The 20284-nt window shown below is 72.0% G+C and carries 17 protein-coding genes; 12 read left to right on the top strand and 5 right to left on the bottom strand.

The window, feature by feature from the left end:
* Positions 1–13 precede the first annotated feature (13 nt).
* The 6 genes from OO014_RS09795 to OO014_RS09775 are packed head-to-tail and all read left to right on the top strand — an operon-like array spanning position 14 to position 5957.
* Positions 14–964 carry an ABC transporter permease gene (locus tag OO014_RS09795; protein WP_272462123.1) on the top strand — a complete coding sequence of 317 codons (951 nt, stop codon included), beginning with the start codon at positions 14–16 and terminating at the stop codon, positions 962–964.
* Positions 961–1842 (top strand): ABC transporter permease, encoded by an 882-nt coding sequence (locus tag OO014_RS09790; RefSeq protein WP_272462122.1) that lies wholly within the window; start codon positions 961–963, stop codon positions 1840–1842. The genes OO014_RS09795 and OO014_RS09790 overlap by 4 nt, the downstream gene beginning before the upstream one ends.
* Positions 1839–2846 (top strand): ABC transporter ATP-binding protein, encoded by a 1008-nt coding sequence (locus tag OO014_RS19310; RefSeq protein ID WP_334685040.1) that lies wholly within the window; start codon positions 1839–1841, stop codon positions 2844–2846. The genes OO014_RS09790 and OO014_RS19310 overlap by 4 nt, the downstream gene beginning before the upstream one ends.
* A complete protein-coding gene (locus OO014_RS19305; protein ID WP_334685039.1) occupies positions 2843–3685 on the top strand; it encodes an ATP-binding cassette domain-containing protein in 843 nt (280 codons plus the stop codon). The genes OO014_RS19310 and OO014_RS19305 overlap by 4 nt, the downstream gene beginning before the upstream one ends.
* Positions 3682–5151 carry an aldehyde dehydrogenase family protein gene (locus OO014_RS09780; RefSeq protein WP_272462121.1) on the top strand — a complete coding sequence of 490 codons (1470 nt, stop codon included), beginning with the start codon at positions 3682–3684 and terminating at the stop codon, positions 5149–5151. Before OO014_RS19305 ends, OO014_RS09780 begins: the two co-directional genes overlap by 4 nt.
* Positions 5148–5957, top strand: a complete 810-nt coding sequence (locus OO014_RS09775) for an SDR family NAD(P)-dependent oxidoreductase (RefSeq protein ID WP_272462120.1) — start codon at positions 5148–5150, stop codon at positions 5955–5957. The genes OO014_RS09780 and OO014_RS09775 overlap by 4 nt, the downstream gene beginning before the upstream one ends.
* Before the next feature lie 109 nt (positions 5958–6066).
* Here OO014_RS09775 and OO014_RS09770 read toward each other — a convergent pair whose 3' ends face one another.
* Genes OO014_RS09770 through OO014_RS09755 form a run of 4 tightly spaced genes read right to left on the bottom strand, consistent with a single transcriptional unit; the run spans position 6067 to position 12114 of the window.
* Positions 6067–7377, bottom strand: a complete 1311-nt coding sequence (locus OO014_RS09770; protein WP_272462119.1) for a guanine deaminase — start codon at positions 7375–7377, stop codon at positions 6067–6069.
* Positions 7374–8222, bottom strand: coding sequence for a xanthine dehydrogenase accessory protein XdhC (gene xdhC / locus OO014_RS09765; protein WP_272462118.1), 849 nt, complete (start codon positions 8220–8222; stop codon positions 7374–7376). The genes OO014_RS09770 and xdhC overlap by 4 nt, the downstream gene beginning before the upstream one ends.
* Complete coding sequence (gene xdhB, locus OO014_RS09760; RefSeq protein WP_272462117.1) at positions 8219–10597, bottom strand: xanthine dehydrogenase molybdopterin binding subunit; 2379 nt, start codon at positions 10595–10597, stop codon at positions 8219–8221. Before xdhB ends, xdhC begins: the two co-directional genes overlap by 4 nt.
* Positions 10594–12114, bottom strand: a complete 1521-nt coding sequence (locus tag OO014_RS09755) for a xanthine dehydrogenase small subunit (RefSeq protein WP_272462116.1) — start codon at positions 12112–12114, stop codon at positions 10594–10596. The genes xdhB and OO014_RS09755 overlap by 4 nt, the downstream gene beginning before the upstream one ends.
* Positions 12115–12381: 267 nt before the next feature.
* Between OO014_RS09755 and OO014_RS09750 the strand changes: the two genes are divergently transcribed.
* From OO014_RS09750 to OO014_RS09725, 6 genes are all read left to right on the top strand, one after another.
* The gene (locus tag OO014_RS09750; protein ID WP_272462115.1) at positions 12382–12891 is read left to right on the top strand and encodes a hypothetical protein; all 510 of its coding nucleotides are present in this window, start codon (positions 12382–12384) and stop codon (positions 12889–12891) included.
* 65 nt (positions 12892–12956) lie between these two features.
* Positions 12957–13256 (top strand): hypothetical protein, encoded by a 300-nt coding sequence (locus OO014_RS09745; protein WP_272462114.1) that lies wholly within the window; start codon positions 12957–12959, stop codon positions 13254–13256.
* Positions 13253–13504, top strand: a complete 252-nt coding sequence (locus tag OO014_RS09740) for a hypothetical protein (RefSeq protein ID WP_272462113.1) — start codon at positions 13253–13255, stop codon at positions 13502–13504. Before OO014_RS09745 ends, OO014_RS09740 begins: the two co-directional genes overlap by 4 nt.
* A gap of 176 nt (positions 13505–13680) precedes the next feature.
* A complete protein-coding gene (locus OO014_RS09735; protein WP_272462112.1) occupies positions 13681–16533 on the top strand; it encodes an McrB family protein in 2853 nt (950 codons plus the stop codon).
* Entirely contained in the window at positions 16530–17765 is a 1236-nt protein-coding gene (locus tag OO014_RS09730) for an McrC family protein (protein ID WP_272462111.1), read from the top strand. The genes OO014_RS09735 and OO014_RS09730 overlap by 4 nt, the downstream gene beginning before the upstream one ends.
* A gap of 246 nt (positions 17766–18011) precedes the next feature.
* Positions 18012–18602, top strand: a complete 591-nt coding sequence (locus OO014_RS09725; protein ID WP_272462110.1) for a DoxX family protein — start codon at positions 18012–18014, stop codon at positions 18600–18602.
* Positions 18603–18775: 173 nt separating this feature from the next.
* Here the strand turns inward: OO014_RS09725 and OO014_RS09720 are convergent, their stop codons facing one another.
* On the bottom strand, positions 18776–20224 hold the full coding sequence (locus OO014_RS09720; RefSeq protein ID WP_272462109.1) for an ADP-ribosylglycohydrolase family protein: 1449 nt from the start codon (positions 20222–20224) through the stop codon (positions 18776–18778).
* Positions 20225–20284: the final 60 nt, after the last annotated feature.

Genomic DNA, 20284 nt, shown 5'->3' with positions numbered 1-20284 from the left:
CTCGGACGGGACCATGCTGCTGCACCTCGTCCGCAGGACCGCGATCCTCGTCGCGAGCCTCGCGGTGAGCTCGGTCGTCGTCTTCGGCTTCATGGTGCTCCTGCCGGGTGACCCGGCTCGGGTCGCCTTGGGGGTCAACGCCTCCGAGGAGGCGGTGGGCCGGCTGCGCGCCGAGTTCGGGCTCGACCGGCCGCTCGTGGAGCAGTACGCCTCGTGGGTCTCCGGCCTGCTCCGCTTCGACCTCGGGCGCAGCTATGTCTCCCAGGTGGAGATCGCCCCCCAGATCCTGCACCGGCTGCAGGTGACGCTCTGGCTCGTCGTCTGCGCCATGCTCGTGGCCCTGGTCATCGCCGTGCCGATGGGGACGCTCATGGCGGTTCGTCACCGGCGACCGAGCGGGTTCCTCCTGTCAGCCCTGTCCCAGGTCGGCGTCGCGGTGCCCGCGTTCCTCGCCGGCATCCTGCTCATCACCGTCTTCGCGGTGCGGCTCGGCTGGCTGCCCGCCAACGGGTGGACCCCGCCCAACGAGGACCCGGCCCAGTTCCTGCGCCAGCTGGTCCTGCCCGTGCTCTCCCTCGGTCTGGTCCAAGGGGCCGTGCTGACGCGCTACGTGCGCAGCTCGGTGCTCGACGTGCAGCGGGAGGACTACATCCGGACGGCGCGGGCCAAGGGCCTGGGACCGTTCCGTGCGCTGTGGCGACACGGCTTCCGGAACGCGGCGGTCCCGGTCGTCACGGTGCTGGCGCTCCAGCTGTCCACTCTCCTGATCGGTGCCGTGGTCGTCGAACGGGTCTTCGTCATCCCGGGTCTCGGCAGCCTGCTCCTCGACCAGGTCTCCAACCGGGACCTCGTCTTCGTCCAGGACATCGTCATGCTCCTCGTCGTCGCCGTGCTGCTGGTGAACTTCCTCGTGGACGTGCTCTACGTCGTCATCGACCCGCGGCTCCGGGCGGGCCACTCATGAGTGCGCAGCCGGCCGGCCCGATCGACCCGACCAGAGTGGCCGGGCAGCCGCGGGTGCGACGTCGCCCCGGCCCCAGCCTCGTCGTCGGTGGGTCCATCGTCGCGGCGGTGGTCTTGATGGCTCTCCTGTCCTTCGTGTGGACACCACACGACCCGACCCTGGTCAACGCCGCGGCCCGCCTGCGCGACGTCGGCGACCCCGAGCACTGGCTCGGCACCGACAAGTTCGGCCGCGACGTGCTGAGCCAGGTCCTCGTCGGGGCGCGCACGACGCTCTTCGTCGGGGTCGTCGCCGTCGGCGTCGCAGGCCTGCTCGGCGTGCCGCTCGGGGTGGTGGCCGCCATGGCGCCGCGGTGGGTCGGTGAGACGCTCATGCGGGCGATGGACCTTCTTCTCGCCTTCCCGGCCCTGCTGCTCGCGATCATGTTCAGCGCCGTCTACGGCGGCAGCACCCTCGTCGCGATGATCGCCATCGGGATCGCCACGGTGCCCAGCTTCGCCCGGATCGTGCGCAGCGGCGCCCTCCAGGTCCTCAGCACGGAGTACGTCCTCGCGGCGCGGGCCGCGGGGCGACGTTCCTGGGGGATCGGCCTGCGCCACGTGCTGCCCAACGTCAGCAGCCTCGTCATCGTCCAGGCATCGGTCGCGTTCGCCATTGCCGTCCTCGCCGAGGCGGCCCTCTCCTTCCTCGGCTACGGCACGCCGCCCCCGACGCCGAGCTGGGGCCGGATGCTCCAGGAGAGCCAGGAGCTGCTCTTCTCCGCGCCCCGGCTCGCCTTCGTGCCGGGTCTGGCCATCGCCGTGGCCGTCCTGGGCTTCAACCTGCTCGGTGACGGGCTGCGCGACCGCTACGACCCACGACTCGAGGACCGCCGATGACCACCGCCGCAGCGGTCGCGCCGTCTCCGGTCCTCGAGGTCCGGGGGCTCTCGGTGAGCATCGGACGGCACGACCTGCTCCACGACCTGACCTTCACCGTGGGGCGCGGCGAGCGGGTGGGGCTCATCGGGGAGTCCGGCTCGGGCAAGTCGCTGACGAGCCTGGCCGTGCTCGGTCTGTTGCCCGAGGGGGCCCGGGCGACGGGCTCCGTGCGACTGGCCGGGGTGACGCACGACGTCGTCGGAGCGAGCGAGCGCGCCATGGCGTCGGTGCGCGGCAACGACGTGTCCATGGTCTTCCAGGAGCCGATGACGGCTCTCAACCCGACGATGCGTGTCGGGGCGCAGGTCGCCGAGACGATCCTGGTCCACGCCGGGCGCGGCAAGCGCCCCGGTGCCGACCGGGCTGCCGTGCGGCAGCGGGTCGTCGCCCTGCTCGACCAGGTGGGCCTGCCCGCACCCGCCGAGCTCGCCCGCGCCTACCCGCACCAGCTGTCGGGCGGGCAGCGCCAGCGCGTCGTCGTGGCCATAGCGCTCGCCAACGACCCGGAGCTGCTCGTCTGTGACGAGCCGACGACGGCCCTCGACGTGACCGTGCAGGCGAAGGTCCTCGACCTGATCGTCCGCGGCGTCGAGGCGCGCCGGTCCGCGATGCTCTTCATCACCCATGACCTGCCCGTCGTCGCCACGGTGTGCGAGCGGGTCCTGGTCATGTATGGCGGACGGATCGTCGAAGCCGGTCCGGTGGCAGAGGTCTTCACGCGACCGCGACACCGCTACACCGAGGGTCTGCTCGGGGCCTCGGACCTCGAGGGGGCCCGGCCGGGCAAACCGTTGACGACGATTCCCGGCACCGTGCCCCCGGCGGGCGCCTTCCCGGAGGGGTGCGTCTTCCGGACGCGCTGCAGGCACGCCACCGCCGAGTGCGCCGCGCCGCCGCCCTGGAGCAGCGCCGACCCGGGGCACGGCCACGCCTGCGTCCACCCCGCCGGAGGAGAGCGATGAGCGCGTCGATCGTCGTGCAGGACGTCGTCCGCCACTACCGGCGTCCGCGGGCTTCCCTGCTGCGCCCGAGTCCTCCTGTCGAGGCGGTCAAGGGGGTCAGCTTCGAGGTCGCCCGTGGGGAGCGCTTCGGGCTGGTGGGGGAGTCCGGGTCGGGCAAGTCGACGCTGCTGCGGCTCATCGGGGCTCTGGACCGGCCCACGAGCGGGCAGATCTTCGTCGAGGGGATGGACATCACCGGCCGTCGCGAGCGGGATCTGGGGTTCGTCCGCTCGCAGCTCCAGGTCGTCTTCCAGGACCCGATGGGCTCGCTCGACCCGCGCATGCGCGTCCGCGACATCATCGCGGAGCCGCTCGTGGCGCAGGCCGGCGAGGGCTCGACCCGTGACGCGCGTGAGGCTCGGGTCCTCGAGCTCCTCGAGGCGGTCGGGCTGCCCCGCGAGGCAGCCGACCGGTTCCCGCACCAGTTCTCCGGTGGTCAGCGCCAGCGGATCTCGATCGCGCGCGCCCTCGCGCCGCGGCCGACGATCCTGCTCGCCGACGAGCCGGTGAGCGCGCTCGACGTGTCGGTGCGAGCCCAGGTCCTCAACCTCATCACCGAGTTCGTCGAGGAGCTCGGCCTCACGCTGCTCTTCGTCTCGCACGACCTGTCCGTGGTCCGCCACACCTGCGACCGCGTCGCCGTCATGCGTGCCGGTGAGGTCGTCGAGCTCGGTCCCACGGCGCAGGTCTACGACGACCCGCAGCACCCCTACACCCAGCAGCTGCTGCGCGCGGCGCCGAGCATGCGTCGGGCCCTGCGCGGCGGCGGCACGGCAGAGCTCGTCGGAGGTGGCTCATGACCGCACTGCACACCCCTGCTCACCCACCCGGACTGCCCGTCGGGGAGGAGTGGGTGGCGGTCACGGCGACGGCGCCGGTGCGCTTCCCGTTCTCCGGGGAGCTCGTCGCCGAGGCGCCGGTCGGCTCCAGCGAGCTCGCGAGCCAAGCCATCTCGTATGCCGCCGGGCTCCGTGAGCGCGCCGCCTCCCTCCCGTCCCACATCCGTCGGAGAGCGCTTGCCGAGACGGCCCGCGCGGTGGGGGAGCAGCGGGAGGAGTTCGAGCAGCTCCTCGTGCTCGAGACCGGCAAGCCCCTGGTCGACTGCAGGGTCGAGGTCGACCGCACCCTGCTCACCCTGACGACGGCGGCTGAGGAGGTCGCTCGCCTGCACGGCGAGACGGTGCCCCTCGACCTGCTGCCGAGCGGTGAGGGCCTGCTCGGCTTCTGGGTCCGCCGCCCGATCGGGGTCGTCGTGGGGATCGCCGGCTACAACTACCCCCTGCTCCTTGCCTCCCACAAGCTCGCTCCCGCCCTGGCTGCCGGGTGCCCCGTGGTGATCAAGCCGGCTCCCCAGACGCCGCTCGCGACGCTGTGGCTCGTGCACCTCATCCGCGAGGCGCTCGCAGGTGCCGGTGCCCCTCGGTCCCTCGTGCAGCTCGTCACCGGCGGGGTCGACGTGGGAGCGGCGCTGACGACCGACCGCCGGGTCGGGGCGGTCTCCTTCACCGGGTCAGCGGCGGTCGGGCACCAGATCGCCCGGGACGCAGCGCCGACGAAGGTGCTGCTCGAGCTCGGCTCCAACTCCGCCCTCGTCGTCGCCGCGGACGCGGACGTCGAGGCCGCTGCCGCGGCGGTCGTGCGCGGTGGCTACTACGCCTCCGGTCAGGCGTGCATCTCGGTCCAACGCGTTGTCGTGGTCGAGAGCGCGCGCGAAGCCTTCCTCGCCGCCCTCGGACGCCACCTCGCCGACGTCGTCGTCGGCGACCCGCGCTCAGCGCAGACGCGGGTCTCGGCCCTCATCGACGACCGGTCCACCGAGCGGGTGCGGACCTGGGTCGAGGCCGCGGTCGCTGCCGGTGCCGCCGTGGTCCACGGCGGGGACCTGCGTGACGGTGTGATGCAGCCGACCGTGCTGCTCGACGTCCCGGACGGCCAGCTGGCGTGGGACGAGGAGGTCTTCGGACCGGTCGTCGCGGTTCGGTCCGTGGCCACGCTGGAGGAGGCGTTCGACGTCGTCAACCGGTCCCGCTACGGCCTGCACGCGAGCGTGTTCACCGCGTCTCTAGAGACCGCCTTCCGGGCGATCGAGCGGATCGAGGCCGGCGGCGTCGTCGTCAACGAGGTGCCGGGCTTCCGGTCCGATGTCATGCCCTATGGCGGCGTGAAGGACTCCGGCGTCGGCCGGGAGGGCCCACGCTTCGCCATCGAGGAGCTCACCGTGACGCGAATGGCGATCATCCGACCCACGACGGGGAGGCCCGCATGACACCCTCGACGCCCCCCGGGCTCGGCCCTCCTGCTCCCGTCGACTACAGGCGGCTCTTCCGGCTCGACGGGCGGCGCGCGGTCGTCGTCGGGGCGGGCAGCGGGATCGGCCGGGAGAGCGCGCTGGCGCTCGCAGCCCACGGAGCCGAGGTGGTCTGCGCCGATCGCGACCTGGCTGCGGCCGAGGCGACGACGCGCCTGGCCCCGGGGCTGACGTCGTACCGCCTCGACGTCCTCGACGCCGAGGCGATCCGGCTGGCTGCGGACGAGCTCGGTGACGTCGACGTCCTCGTGGACTCGGCGGCCACCAACGTCCGCAAGCGCCTGGCCGACTACTCGGACGACGAGTTCGACCGGGTGGTCGACCTCAACCTGCGGGCGGCCTTCCGTCTGGTCCGGGCGTTCGGGCCCGGGATGGCCCTGCGTGGCCGGGGCAGCATCATCGCCTTCACCTCGATCAGGTCGGTGACCGTCGAGGAAGGGCAGGGGGTCTACGCCGCGACCAAGGCGGGACTCGTGCAGCTGCTGCGCGCCGCCGCAGCCGAGCTCGGACCCAGCGGGGTGCGCGTCAACGCCATCGCACCCGGCGTCGTCGAGACACCCCTGACCGCCCCGATCCGCGCCGTCCCGGAGTGGGCGGCGGCCTATGCGACCAAGAGCGCCCTCGGTCGGTGGTCGCGGCCAGACGAGCTCGCGGGGGCGGTCGTCTACCTCGCGTCCGACGCCTCGTCCTTCGTCACCGGCACGCAGCTCTTCGTCGACGGCGGCTGGACCGCGGTCGACGGCCGCTACACCCCGCCCACCTGACCAACCCCGGTCCATGACTCGAGTGGCCCCGGTATGCACAGGCTCAGGACCCGCGGGGTGTGGACTACGGGGTGTGGACGGCGGAGCCACTCGAGTGGGGGAATGCGGGTCAGCCGGGGTGGACCGCAGGGACCTGCTCGCCGGCGATCCACACCCCGGCCAGATCCGATGGGGTTGCGAGGGCGATGGTCCGGGCCAGGGCATCCTCCGGCGACGACGCGTGACGCAGCCCCACGGCCAACGGCTCTCCGGGGCGGGGTCGGACCCAGATCGCGTCGAACTGCTTGCCGACGCTGAGGTCGCCCACCTCCTCCCCGAGGCCGAGCGCCAGGGCGCCGGACCGGGTGGCGAGGTGCAACAGGTCGGCAGCCGCCAACGGGAGGCCCCCGGAGCCGAGCGACCGCTGGGTCAGGTAGGCGTGCAGGCCCTCCTTGAGGATGAAGAAGCCGGTGCCGGCGCCGACGTCCGAGCCGAGCGCGACCCGGACTCCCTGCTCGACGTGACGCGCCAGGGGAAAGAGGCCGCTGCCCAGGGCGGCGTTGCTCGATGGGCAGTGCGCCACCGACGCGCCGCGGGCAGCCAGGAGCGCGAGCTCCGGCGCCGTGGCATGGACGTTGTGAGCGAGCACGGTGCGTGGGCCGACGAGGCCGTGGCGGTCGTAGGTCGCGACGTAGTGCTCGGCTCCTCGGAAGAGCTCGGCGACCGCGGCCACCTCGCTGACGTTCTCGTTGACGTGTGAGGTGAAGAGCGCGCCGTCGACGTCCTTGAGCACCGAGGCGCAGGCGTCGAGCATCGCCACGCTCGCGGAGTAGGAGAAGCGCGGCGTCACCGCGAAGCGGGTCCGACCGTGCAGGTGCCACCGGCTCGCGAGGGCCATGGACTCGTCGTAGAACCGGTCCGGCGTGGTGAGCAGCGGTTTGGGCAGGCCACGGTCGCTCGCGACGAGGCCGGCCGTGACGCGCAGTCCCGCCGTGGCGGCCGCCTCGAACAAGACGTCCATCGCTGGAGCGAAGTGCGAACCGAAGACGAGAGCCGTCGTCGTCCCTGCGGACGTCAGGCCGTGGACGAACTCCGCGGCCACCCCTCGGGCGTACGTGACGGACTGGAGGCGCGCCTCCTCCGGCAGGGCGCGCTCCTCCAGCCACTGGAGCAGGGGCAGGCCCAGGCCGCCGATGATCCGGACCTGGGGGTAGTGGACGTGCGTGTCGACGAGACCGGGGAGGATGAGCCCGTCGGTGAGGTCCACCACGTCGTGGCGCTCAGCGGACCCCGCTGCTGCCATGACGTCCGCGAAGGCCCCGCGTGCCGTCACTCGGCCCCCCTCGACGAGCAGGGCGGCGTCGGGATCGGCGCGCAGACGCACCGCCCCGACCCGCTCGTCGCCGGGTGTGTCGAGCACGGTCCCCCGGAAGATCGTCACCGTGACTCCCTCGCCGTTCCCGCCGCGTCGTGGCGCTGCCCGGTCAGCGCCTGCTGCTCGAACGACCTGACGAGCGCTGCCGCCACGCCGATGGCGACGGTCGACGGGTCCTTGCCGCGCAGCTCCGCTGTGCCGATGGGCGAGACGATCCGCGCGATGGCGTCGGGGGAGTGGCCCTCGGCCGCGAGCACGGCCTGGAACCGGCGCCACTTCGACGCCGAGCCGATGAGCCCGACGGTCCCCAGGTGGTCGCACCGGAGAGCGGCGTCGCAGAGCGCCGCATCCTCCGCGTGGTCGTGGGTCATGATGAGCACGTGGGTGCTCGCAGGCACCTCGCCGAGGACGAGCTCAGGGACGGGCGCGGCGTGGACGTGCACCCGGGCCACCGCGTCGTCGAGCGGTCGGAGTCGCTCGGGTGCGAGCAGGTCCGTGCGCGAGTCGACGAGGTGCAGCTCGAGGTCGCGACGAGCAAGGATCCGCGCCAGCTCCATGCCCACGTTGCCGAGTCCGAAGATCGCCACGGAGGGCACGACAGGAAGCGGCTCGAGCAGGACCGTGACCTCACCGCCGCAGCACTGACGCCCGTGCTCACTGGGAGCCTTGTCGCTCAACGTGAGGGTGAAGGTTTCGGGTGAACGGCGACCGTCCGCGATGAGGCGCCTCGCCCGCTCCACCGCCGTTGCCTCCAGGTTGCCGCCGCCGATGGTGTCCCACACGGCGTCGGCGGTCACGACCATCTTGGCCCCGGCCTCGCGCGGCGCATGACCGCGCACCCCGGCCAAAGTGACGAGCACTCCCGGCTGGCGGGCCGCGCGGAGGTGCTCGACCGCCCGGAGCCAGTTCATGTCTGCACCTGCCATGGCGGTGCCGAAACAGGTTCAACGTCCCCGGCAGCCGGTGAGCCATCGCGGGGAGCCGGCCCAGCGGCATACGGCACGGGGGTCGCGGGGACGGCGGACCTGGCGAGCTCGATGGCCCAGTAGACCGCCTCGGGCGTCGCCGGCGAGGCCAGGTCGATGCTCACACCCGGCGGGCCGAACGCCGCGGCGGCCTGTCGCAGCGCCTCGCGGACCGAGAAGGCCAGCATCAGTGGCGGCTCGCCGACTGCCTTCGAGCCGTAGACCGCTCCGTCCTCGTGGGCGTCCGGGAGCAGCGTGACGTTGAAGACCTCCGGCATCTCGGAGAGGGAGGGCAGCTTGTACGTGCTCGCCGCCTGGGTCGTGACCCGTCCCCGGTCCGGGCCGTCACCCTCGTCCCACCGCAGGTCCTCGAGGGTCAGCCACCCGGCGCCCTGGACGAAGGCACCCTCGATCTGGCCCACGTCGACGACCGGGCTCAGGCTGTCGCCGACGTCGTGGACGATGTCGACCCGGCGGGTCCGGTAGGCACCGGTGAAGCCGTCGACCTCGACCTCCGCTGCGGCCACGCCGTAGGCGAAGTACTTGAAGGGGTGACCGTGCATGGTCGCGGCGTCCCAGCCCAGGCCCTCCGTGCGGTAGAAGCCTGCCGCCCAGAGCTGAACCCGGGCGAGGTAGGCCTTGGCGACGAGATCCTCCCAAGCGAGTCCCGCCCCGTCGTCGACCGCGTCAAGGCGGGCGCGGATCTGCTCGCAGGCGTCCTTGACTGCGCCGCCATTGAGGTCGGCGCCGGAGCTGGCCGCGGTGGCCGAGGTGTTGGGGACCTTGTCCGTGCGGGTCGGCGCGAGGCGCACCCGGTGGAGCGGGACCCCGAGTGCCGTCGCCGCCACCTGGATCATCTTCGTGTGCAGCCCCTGCCCCATCTCGGTGCCGCCGTGGTTGATGAGGACCGAGCCGTCCTTGTAGACGTGGACGAGGGCGCCGGCCTGGTTGAGCGGGGTGAAGTTGAAGGAGATGCCGAACTTGACCGGTGTGACCGCCAGCGCCCGTTTCGCCGTCGCGTGGGACGCGTTGAAGGTCGCGATCTCCGCGCGTCGGGTGTCGAGCTCGGCGCTCTCTGCGATCGTGTCCCAAGCGCGGACGAGACGGTCCGGGTGGCGGACCTCCTGGCCGTACGGCGTCGTCTGACCTGCGGTGTAGAAGTTGCGGCGGCGCAGCTCGTGGGGCTCGAGGCCGAGCTGTGGCGCGCAGCGGCCGATGATGTCCTCGATGACGAGCATGCCCTGAGGGCCGCCGAACCCACGGAAGGCCGTCTGGGACGTCTTGTGGGTCAGCGCGATCCGCCCGCGCACGCTCACGTTGGGGATGAAGTAGGCGTTGTCGACGTGGCAGAGGGCGCGGACGAGGACGGGCTCCGACAGGTCCAGGCTCCACCCGCCGTCCGACGTCAGCGTGGCCTCCAGGGCCGTGAAGTGGCCTTCAGCGTCGAAACCGACGCGCCAGGCGGCGTGGAAACCGTGGCGCTTGCCGGTCATCGTGACGTCCTGTGCCCGGGTCAGCCGGACCCGCACTGGCCGCCCCGTCAGCGTCGCGCCCAGGGCCGCGACCGCGGCAAAGCCATGGGGCTGCATCTCCTTGCCCCCGAAGCCGCCGCCCATCCGCAGGCACTGCACCGTGACGGCGTGGTCCGGAACGCCGAGGACGTGCGCCACGATGCCCTGCGTCTCGCTCGGGTGCTGCGTGCTGGACTGGACGAACACCTGCCCCGACTCGTCGACGACGGCGAGGGAGGCGTGGGTCTCGAGGTAGAAGTGCTCCTGCCCCGCGAACTCGGTCTCGCCGGTGAACACCTGCGCGGCATCGTGGAGCGCCGTCTCGACATCGCCGCGCTGCACGTGGCGGTCGGCGCCCTGGAACGATCCGGCGGCCATCGCCTCGCGCACCGTGATGACCGACGGAAGCGGGTCGTAGTCCACCCCGCTTGCGGCGATCGCCTCGGCACCCCGTCGGGCGGCCTCGAGAGTCTCACCCAGCACCCAGCACACCGCTTGGCCGTGGTGCATCACCTCAGCGGGGAAGAGCGGCTGGTCCCCGAGGACACCGGAGTCGTTGAGGCCGGGCACGTCCGCTGCCGTCAGGATGCGGACGACGCCGGGCACGTGGAGAGCGGGGGTCGGGTCGAGACGGCTGATGCGAGCGTGGGCGTGGGGTGCCTGCACCGGGTGCGCGTGGAGGACGTCGCGGAAGCGGCCCACCAGGTCGTCGGTGTAGAGGGCGGCACCCGTCACGTGCAGCGCCGCTGACTCGTGGGGGACCGTGAGCCCGACGGCGGCGTCGTCGGGGCGTTGCGACAGCGCGCTCATGGCGACATCTCCACGGTTGGTCGCTGACGGTCAGTGGGATGGTCGGCATGAAGGCGCAGGAGCGACGTGCCCAACATCGCGGTCCGGTATGCCGCGGTGGCCCGGTGGTCGTCCAGCGGGCTCCCTTCGCCGCGCAGGACCGCGGCCGCAGCCTCCACCGTGTCCCGGTCCCACGGGCGGCCTTCGAGCGCAGCCTCCGTCGCGAGGGCACGGACCGGGGTGGGAGCCACCCCGCCGAGCCCGATCCGCGCCCTGGTCACCATCCCGTCCGACAGCGTGATCGCCGTGGCGATCGCGACGCTCGAGATGTCGTCGAAGCGGCGCTTGGTGATCTTGTGGAAGCCCGCCACGCCGGCGAGGGGCAAGGGGATCAGAACGGAGCGGATGAGCTCGCCTGCTCGCAGGACGGACTCCCGGTAGCCCGTGAAGAACTCGGCCAGCGGGACCACGCGCTCACCGTGCAGCGAGGCGAGGACGATCGTGGCGTCCAGGGCGAGGAGGACCGGTGCGGCATCGCCGATGGGAGAGGCGGTCGCCAGGTTGCCGCCCAGGGTCGCGCTGTTGCGGATCAGGCGTGATGCGAACTGGGGCATGAGCTGCGCGAGCAGCGGCACGCGGTCGCCCAGAGCCCCCTCGATCTCGGAGAGCGTGAGACCCGCACCCACCTTGACGGTGTCGACACCGACGTCAAGAGTCCGTAGCTCGGGGACGGCGTCGATGCCGATGAGGACCTCGCGCCGTGCACCACGCAGGTTCACCTCGACGCCCCAGTCGGTCCCGCCGGCCACCACCATCGCGCCCGGCTTCGCAGCGAGCAGCTCCAACGCCTCCACGAGCACGGCGGCCCGGTGGTAGGTGCCGCCCGGGCCGTCGACCCGCTGGCTCGAGCGCCTCGGGGCAGGCCGCTGGCACCGTCCGGCGAGGACGTCGTCCGCGCCTGGGCTTCCGAGGGCGAGCGCCGCATCCCGGATGGGCCGGTAGCCCGTGCAGCGGCACAGATTGCCCGAGAGTGCCTCGAGGTCGAAACCGTCCGAGCCGGGGCGGTAGTACTCCGCGGCCATGCTGCAGACGAAGCCGGGAGTGCAGTACCCGCACTGCGAGCCGCCTCCGAGGGCGAGCTCGCGCTGGACCGGATGGAGGGCGTCCGGCGAGCCGAGGCCCTCGCAGGTCACGACCTCCTGCCCCACGAGTGACGCGGCTGGCACGAGGCAGGCGTTGACGGCCGTCCACTGCGAGGGCGGGGGAGCCGTGCGATCGGCGCGCGTCTGGTCTGCCGGCCGGCCATCGACCCCATCCAGGACAGGTCTGACGACGAGGATGGCGCAGGCACCGCACTCGCCCTCGGCGCAGCCCTCCTTCGCTGCGGTCAGTCCCTGGGCTCGCAACCAGTCCAGGGCGGAGGTCTGGGGGCCCACTCCGCGGAGCGACACCGCCGCACCGTTCACGGTGGCCGCTGGAGAGCGCGCGGCGGCGTGGGTCGTCGCGCCGGGCGATCCGGCCTCGTCCACTGCTGCCATCCGCACCCCTCCCACCGTCGCGAGCGCGCCGCACCCGGGCCGACACGACATCGTCGACCAACGTGCATGGTTGGCGTCGCTCCGAACCGTTGGTTATCCATGCAGAACACCGGCTCGGGGATACCTTCGATCGTACGTCGCCCCGGTGCGCGCGAGCACGGGATTTCCGGTCGCGAAGCGTCGCGCAGAGGCCGCTGGCCGCGCCTCCTGACGGGGCCTGTGGACAACTCGCACGCGGTGCCGGGCGGACTGGCCATGCTGCCGGACATGACGACGTGGAACCGGAGGGACGACCCGAGCGAGCACCCGACCGACTCATCCGAGCCACCGCGCGCACGGCGCCAGCCCTTCGAGAGCCTGCCGGACGACTGGGCCCGTCGGCCGATGACCGACCCTGACCTGTTCGAAGGGGTCGTCGACCTCGCCGTCTTCGAGACCTTCCGCGCCCTCGGCGGCCTCGCGTTGCTGCTCTGCCAAGGCGACGGTCGGCTCATGCAGCCACTCACCCTCGAGCGGATCAACGCCGCGTCGCCCCCTGACGTCGCGGAGGCTCACCTGTCGGAGGCGCTCGCCGACCTGCACCGTGACGGCGTGCGTGCCCTCGTCATCGTCATCGCGCGCGCCGGCACGGCAACCGCGACCGACCACGACCTCGCCCTGCGGCAGGCCTTCGCGCGAGCCTGCGACGCGACGGGGATGGCGCTGCTCGGCGTGGCGCTCGCGGTGCCGGGCGAGGTCTCGGCGCTGCCGACGCCGTCCGGGTCGGAGGCCGCCTGAGGCGCCCAGCCGCGCGACCGGGTACGGTCGGGTCCCGACGTGCCCCAGAGCTCCGAGGAGGACCGATGACGCAGCCCGCCCACGTCGACGGCCCCGTCGGCGGACGTGCGGACCGCGCCGGGCCGGTGACCCGAGAGGTCACGGAGATGGGCTGGGCCTGGTGGCTGGGGCTGGGACTCCTGCCCTTGCTGCTGGGCGTGCTGGGGCGGTCGGCCTCGGGCGGTTTCCCCAGTGTCTTCCTCTGGGCCCTGGCCTCCTTCGTGGCCGGCTCACTGGCCGCCTTCGGAGTCGCCGCTCGGTTCGGCGGCCGGGAGGCGGTCCGTCGAGCGGTCGTCGACCGGTCACCGCGGGGTGATGTCCGGTGAAGGCGATCCTGCTCATCGTCGCCGCAGCCGGGGGGTTCGCGACGACCTGGCTGACGTCGCTGCGCGTGGTCCGCCCTCAGCGCGGGGCCGCCGACACGGAGGGGCAGCGGGCGTTCCCGGAGCCATCCGAGGCCGAATGGGACGTCGCCGTGCCCACCGCTCCCGCGCCCGACGTGGACCCGCCCGAGACCCAGCCGGAAGGGGACCCCGCTGATCATGCAGAGCCAGCCCAGCGGCATACTCGATGAATTGTCCCGAGGGCCGCAGCGGTGCGTCCTCACCGGTCCTGCGCGGGGGCAAAACGGGACGTTCCTTCGTTTCCACCATGCAGGACCGGCAGGTAACCTAGCCCGCGATCCTGCACGTACCTCCACGTCTGCAGCAGTAAGAACGCCCCGCCCCCGGGGGCGTACGAGGGAGCACCATGACACGTACTGACAGCGTCGACGTCAAGCGTTGGCGCGCGAAGTACACGCTCATCGAGCGAGCAGCCGAGGCCGACCAGGACGCCAAGGCACTGTTCGCGGAGATGGACGCGGAGCGCACGGCGCGCAACGGCGAGCTGCGAGAGATTCTCGCGGACCTCGTCGCCTCAGGCGACCTCATGGCCTTCAAGGAGTCCCTCGGCCACTGGGCCCGCAAGGACGGCCCGTACGTCGGTTTCGGCCCCGTCGGTGGCCCGTGGGTCGCCGCGTTGGTGCGGCGCAGCGAGGACGAGCGCGCCGAGGTCGTGGAGCTGCTGACCGGCGCCCTGCAGACTCCCGCCTCACCCTCGGACGCGGCGGACAAGCTCCACGCCGTCGATGCCTTCCTGGCTCGTTCCGGCTCACGCGGGCAGCGCAGCCCCAGCCCCGCCCACACCGCCTACGTCCTGTCCCTCTTCTGGTCGACCGACGACGGCGGCGAGTGGCCGGTCATGTGGGAGAACGCGCCGCACATGCTCCAGCGGCTCGGCTGGCTCGAGCGCGGCCTCTCCCACGCGGAGCGGTACGTCGCCTTCGCGGCGCTCTGCTCCGCCCTCCGGCCCGACGACCCGCGCTACGCCTCCCGCATCCTCTGGTGGTTCAAGGAGACGCAGGCCTTCGTCGGGGTCGCCCCGAAGGTCATCGACGTCTGCGTCGAGGCTGCCGAGCTCGCGGCCGAGTACCGCCCGACGACCGGCTACGCCAACGACAAGCACCAGGAGCGCGCCGCCGACCTCGCCCGGCAGCTGCGTGGCGAGGCCGATCACATCTCCGACAGCCTCATCGAGCGGCTCTCGGCGGAGACCGGGCTCTACCTCGAGGCCCCGACGCTCGCGCTGCAGCAGCACGCTGTTGACGACTCGCCCTACCGTGCCGACCTCTACGCCTCGTGGATCCTCGTCGGGGGCGCCGGCGCACCCGGCTTCCGGCTCTGGGTGACGCCAGCGGGGGTCGCCTTCGGCCTGCACGGCGGCTGGGAGGGTGAGAGCGACGACCAGCACCGCGAGGTCGGTGCGCTCCTCCAGGGCCACCTGCCCCGCGGCGTCACCTTCCTCCGGGTCCACGACGACGGCAGGCCCGCCGCCGAGGGCCTGATCGAGCCCGTCGGCCGCGACTACCCCGGTGGTGAGACCTTCGTCGGCAAGTGGTGGAAGGACGACACGGCCCTCGGCCGGGCCGACTTCGCCGACGACATCGCCACCACGGCGCGCGCCCTGACGCCGCTGCTCCGCTTCATCTCGTCGAGCCAGCGCGGCGGCCCCGAGGACCCGAGCCTCGAGCTGACCAGCATGGCCGACCTCGAGTCCGAGGTCGAGATCTTCAAGGCGGAGCGGCCCTATCCCAACGAGCGCGACGCCTGGCACCAGGAGCAACGGCGCGTCTTCTCCGCCGCCCTGTCCAAGGAAGGCCTCGAGACCTTCGACCTGCCGACCTTCAAGCGCGTCGTCTCCACCCGCGGCTACGGCGACATCGGCGCGCAGTCGGTCCTGATCAGCTCGATCAACGCGCTCGACGCCGCCGGGATCGACGAGCTGCGCCTGATGGTCCGCGAGCTGCTCTGGGGGGAGGGCCGCGACGAGGAGCGGATCAACTCCGTGCTCGGCACCGACGACCTGCCGGTTCAGGGCTTCAGCGAGAGCGTCATCATGAAGCTCTTCGCGATCGCCCACCCCGAGCACTGGCTGCCCCTCTTCACCCTGGCGGGCGAGTCGGGCAAGATCGCGATGCTCGCCCGGCTCGGCGGGCCCGCCCGCTGGACCGAGGGCAAGTCCCGCGGCCGGATGCACGTCGAGACCAACGCGCTGCTGCGCCAGGTCCTCGACCCGCTCCTGCCCGACGACCCGTGGGGTCAGGCCCAGCTGGCCTACTGGCTCATGCGCCGGTCCGACAAGGCACTCATGCCGGACCATGACGCCCTCGGCGAGGCAGCCAAGGAGCTGCTCATCGGTGAGGAGTTCCTCCGCGAGATCCGTTCGCTGCTCGAGGAGAAGAAGCAGGTCATCTTCTACGGCCCTCCCGGCACCGGCAAGACCTACCTCGCCCAGCGGTTCGCCCAGGCGCTGCAGCCGGACCCGGCCAAGCGGGACATCGTCCAGTTCCACCCCAGCAGCTCCTACGAGGACTTCTTCGAAGGGTTCCGGCCCCAGATCGACCACCAGGGGCAGATGGTCTACGAGCTGCGCAAGGGCCCGCTGGCGCTGCTGGCGGAGGCCGCCGAGGCGGACCCCCTGACCCCCCACATCATGATCATCGACGAGATCAACCGGGCGAACCTGCCCCGGGTCTTCGGGGAGCTGCTCTTCCTGCTCGAGTACCGGTCGCACTCGGTCAAGACCTCCTACCGCCCCGACGAGGGGTTCGAGCTGCCGCCCAACCTCTACTTCATCGGCACCATGAACACCGCCGACCGCTCGATCGCCCTCGTCGACGCCGCGCTGCGGCGGCGGTTCGACTTCGTGCCGTTCATGCCGCACGACGGACCCATGGAGGGCCTGCTGCGCCGTTGGCTCGAGGTCCATGACGGCCCGGTCTGGGTGGCCGACCTCGTCGACCGGGTCAACGAGGACCTGCGCCGGGCCCTGCGGGGACCCCACCTGCAGATCGGCCACTCCTACTTCATGCGGCCGGGCCTCGACGGCGACGAGTCGACCCTGCGCCGGATCTGGGACTACAACGTCTATCCCTTCATCGAGGACCAGCTCTACGGCCGCGAGCACGAGCTGGCCCAGTTCCGGTGGGAGAACGTCCGGGCCCGCTACGGCCAGTTCGACCTCGCGATCCCGTCCGGCCCGCAGCGGCCGCCAACGTCGTGACCATCGAGCTCCCTCCCATCGCGGAGCACGGTCGGTCCGGACCTGTCCGGCTCGACCGGGAGACCCGCGCCGCCCTCGTGGCGGCGGCGGGGGAGCGGCTCGTCATCCACGCCACCGCCGACCCCGACGTGGTGACGATCGGCGCGACGAGCTGGGTGGGCGCGCTGGCCGTGCCCGGACTGGTCGTGCGCGTCATGCCGCGCGTCTCGGTCGCCAACTTCTTCGCGATGCTCAGCGCGGGCGTCTCCCCAGAGCAGTTCGAGCACGAGCAGGTCACCTGGTCCGACACCGACGAACTCGTCGACGGCGTCGCCTACTTCGCGATCCGGCTCATCGACGCGGCCACGATGCGCGGGCTGGTCCACGGCTATGTCGGTCGCGAGGAGAATCTGCGCACGATCCGCGGGCGCCTGCTCGTCGAGGAGTTCGCGCGGCGTCCCTGGTCGGCCGCCGAGCCGCAGTGCCGCTACGACGACTTCACCTCGGACATCGCCGAGAACCAGCTCTTCCGCTGCACGCTGATGGCGATGCTGTCGTGGCCGCAGCTCGCGCCGGAGGTTCGTCGTGAGGCGCTGCGGGTGCTGGGCCGGTTCGACGGGGTGGCCGACACGCCGGCGACCAAGCACGCCGTGCCGGTGCCGATCACCCGGCTCAACGAGCACTACGCGGACGCCATGCGCCTGTCGCGCCTCGTGCTGCAGGCGATGTCACTCAGCCACGAGGCGGGGGACCAGCTCGCGCACAGCCTCATGGTCGACATGGACGACCTGTTCCGCCGCTGGATCGTGCAGGAGCTCGACCACCGGCTCGCGCCGGAGCTGCGCATCGACGCGGACGAGGACGTCTGGCTCGACGAGGGCCGGGCCCTCACCATGGCCCCGGACCTCATCGTGCGGCGGGGCAGCGACGTCGTCATCGTCGGCGATGCGTCCTACTCGATGGGCGCGGACGGCTACCTCGCCTCGCGCGACTACCTCAACCTCGTGGCCTACACATCGGCGATGGGCCTGCCGACTGGCCTTCTCGTGCACTGCAACACCGACCGGGCGCCGGAGAACGAGATCGTCATCCGCAACGCCGGCACCCGCATCCTGTGCCGGCCGATCCGGCTCGACGGCTCCTACAGCGCCGTGTCCCGGTCGATCGACGCGCTGGCCGACCTGGTGCGCGAGCTGGCCGAGTACCCCGGCGAGTTCGAGGTGCCCCGGATGATCCGGGCCGGGGTCCGCTGACTCTCGCCCGCCCGAGTGCCTGAGGGTCGACGTCCTGCTCTCTCGGCCGTTCGCCCTCCTGTCGACCGCCTCTGGCGGTTCTGGTCTTGGCCGGTTCCGGTCTTGGCCGGTTCCGGTCCTGGCAGATGAGTGACTCGCAGATCACACTGCCCGTTGTTGGGGCGCCTGCGCGACTGACTACTACACTCTGTAGTACCGACAGCAAAGGCCCTGCCGGATCACCTACTCAAGCTGGAGATGAGATCCATGGCCACCATCCACCACAACGAAGTCAGTCGGGTCCACGACATCGACACGCGGCACCCAGCAGACGGAATCGTCACCTACCAGGAGGAGATCGTCCGCTCGGTCTGGGCGCGTCGGGCCCTCGCCGTCCTCAGGTTCGTCATGGGCTGGACCTTCATCTGGGCGTTCGTCGACAAGCTGTTCGGCCTCGGCTTCGCCACGGCCTCCGAGAAGGCCTGGATCAACGGCGGCACGCCGGCTCAAGGCTTCATGAAGGGCGGCGCGGAGGGCGACAACCCGTTCGGTCAGTTCTTCGCCAACATCGCCGGCACGTGGTCCGACTGGCTGTTCATGTTCGGCCTGCTCGGCATCGGCGTCGCGCTCCTCGCGGGCGCGGGCCTCAAGATCGCCGCCTGGACCGGCTCACTCCTCCTCTTCTTCATGTACCTCGCGCAGTTCCCGCTCTACGCGGAGCGCGCCACCAACCCGATCACCGACTCCCACTGGGTCGAGGCCGTTGCCCTGATCGTCGTCGCAGCCACCTACGCGGGCGACACCTGGGGCGTCGGCAAGTGGTGGGGCCGCAAGGTCGGCAACGGCATCCTGCGGTAACCGACAGGATCCGGCCCGACGGGGCCGGCGCACAGCGACCGCCCTTCTCCCTGGGGGCGGTCGCTGATGTATGTGCCGGCCGGCCGCGTCGAGCGCTCTCGCCGCGGGCCCGCGGGCTGGTGGACAGGTCCCGTGGTGGACAGGTCCCGTGGGCTGTCAGGTCCCGTGGGCTGTCAGGCCCCGTGGGCCGCGACGTCCCAGAGCCGACCCGAGGCCCGGATCCCCGGCATCGCCTGCCGGATCGACCGCTCGGCCAGCTCCGGGGCGACCCCGAGGTCCACGGCGTACCGAAGGGCGACGGCCGGGGTGCGTCGCGTTGCGTCACGGCAGTGCACCAGGACGCGCTTGCCCTCGGCGCGGAACTGGCGCAGGGCCGACGACACGTCGTCGAGCACGAAGTCGAGGTGCGGGTTGGACTCATCGGAGTCGTCCTCGTCGAGCCAGGCCTCGAGATGGTCGCGAGGGGGCACTCCCTCCGCGGGGATGTCCTCCAGGCCCAGGGGGCAGAGGGACACGACCGCCTGGACCCCGAGCTGCTTCGTCTGCGACAGGTCGCTGATGGTGCCCAGGACGATGTCCGGGTCGATGGGGTGGGGCAGGGCCAGGGGCGCGATCGTGGGGTCTGCCATCGTCGCGACGGAGGGCCACGTGCCGGCCCTCCGCCCGCCGGACCACGTCGAGACGGCGATCTCGACGAGGTCATGCGCCCGGTAGCCGGGCCAGCCGTGGACCATGCGGCGCCACTGGGTCGGCACCGCCGAGGCGCCATAGCGGGCGCCGAGCAGCGAACCGGCAATGGCAGCCACGGTGTCGGTGTCGTGACCGGCGCGTACCGCGGCCTGGAGGCCACGCTGGAGGTGCATCGGGGACCGGTCGCCCCGGTCCGTCGTCGTGATGGCCGCCCAGGCCGCCTGGAGCGCCGTGACGGTGTAGCCGTTGTTGACGAAGCGCGCCGGCTCCTCGCCGGTCGCCTCCTCGATCCAGCCGGACCAGTGGGACCGGTGTGCCTGGCTGACGAGGTCGAGCCCGGACGTCAGGTCGAGCCGTCCTTCGTTGACTGCGACTCGGATGGCCTCGGACCAGAGGATCGACGAGTCCGCCGCGAGGGGGTCGGCGTGGGTGAGCTCGGCGACGGCGCGTGCGGCACGAGCGGTCGCCTCGCGGTCGGTGACCTTCCAGATGCCGACGACGGAGGTCCGCATCAGGGCGCCGTTTCCCGCAGTCAGGCCGGTCCGCTCATGCAGGGCCCGGCTCGCGGCGGTGAGGCGCTCGTGCGGACGGCCCTCGAGCTGGTCCGCGTCGACGAGCACCGTTCGGGTCTGGGCCCCGACGTCGGTTGCCCCGCCGACGAGCCATCCGGCGAAAGCCTCGGCGACGGCGTCCAGACCGTCGGCCGCCGTGAGATCGAGTCCGCGAGCCGCTGCCCCTGCGACGCACAACGTCATCTGCGTGTCGTCGCTCCACTCGCCCGGGTCGTAGGGGCCGAGTCCACCGCCTTTCATGACGGCCTCGCCGACGGGGGGTGCCGCCATCTCGTAGGGGACTCCGAGCGCGTCCCCGCAGGCCCCACCGAGCAGCACGCCAGCGGCACGGTCGAGGGCGATCGGGCGGTTCACGACCACGGGACGGCCTTTCGTCGATGGACCGGACAGGCAAAAATCTACGGCCCGGGGCGCGGGTTC

This window comes from Intrasporangium calvum (assembly GCF_028446585.1).
Taxonomy (GTDB): domain Bacteria; phylum Actinomycetota; class Actinomycetes; order Actinomycetales; family Dermatophilaceae; genus Intrasporangium; species Intrasporangium calvum_A.
The sequence above is the reverse complement of the archived record's forward strand: the minus strand, read 5'-3'. Positions and strand labels throughout refer to the sequence as shown.

Excerpts from the sequence above, each read along its gene's own strand:
- OO014_RS09755 (WP_272462116.1), bottom strand. The coding sequence starts at position 12,114 with ATGGCAGCAGTGGACGAGGCCGGATCGCCCGGCGCGACGACCCACGCC.
- OO014_RS09735 (WP_272462112.1), top strand. The coding sequence starts at position 13,681 with ATGACACGTACTGACAGCGTCGACGTCAAGCGTTGGCGCGCGAAGTAC.
- OO014_RS09750 (WP_272462115.1), top strand. The coding sequence starts at position 12,382 with ATGACGACGTGGAACCGGAGGGACGACCCGAGCGAGCACCCGACCGAC.
- OO014_RS09725 (WP_272462110.1), top strand. The coding sequence starts at position 18,012 with ATGGCCACCATCCACCACAACGAAGTCAGTCGGGTCCACGACATCGAC.
- xdhB (WP_272462117.1), bottom strand. The coding sequence starts at position 10,597 with ATGAGCGCGCTGTCGCAACGCCCCGACGACGCCGCCGTCGGGCTCACG.
- OO014_RS19305 (WP_334685039.1), top strand. The coding sequence starts at position 2,843 with ATGAGCGCGTCGATCGTCGTGCAGGACGTCGTCCGCCACTACCGGCGT.
- OO014_RS09780 (WP_272462121.1), top strand. The coding sequence starts at position 3,682 with ATGACCGCACTGCACACCCCTGCTCACCCACCCGGACTGCCCGTCGGG.
- OO014_RS09775 (WP_272462120.1), top strand. The coding sequence starts at position 5,148 with ATGACACCCTCGACGCCCCCCGGGCTCGGCCCTCCTGCTCCCGTCGAC.
- xdhC (WP_272462118.1), bottom strand. The coding sequence starts at position 8,222 with ATGAACTGGCTCCGGGCGGTCGAGCACCTCCGCGCGGCCCGCCAGCCG.
- OO014_RS09790 (WP_272462122.1), top strand. The coding sequence starts at position 961 with ATGAGTGCGCAGCCGGCCGGCCCGATCGACCCGACCAGAGTGGCCGGG.
- OO014_RS09745 (WP_272462114.1), top strand. The coding sequence starts at position 12,957 with ATGACGCAGCCCGCCCACGTCGACGGCCCCGTCGGCGGACGTGCGGAC.
- OO014_RS09795 (WP_272462123.1), top strand. The coding sequence starts at position 14 with ATGCTGCTGCACCTCGTCCGCAGGACCGCGATCCTCGTCGCGAGCCTC.
- OO014_RS19310 (WP_334685040.1), top strand. The coding sequence starts at position 1,839 with ATGACCACCGCCGCAGCGGTCGCGCCGTCTCCGGTCCTCGAGGTCCGG.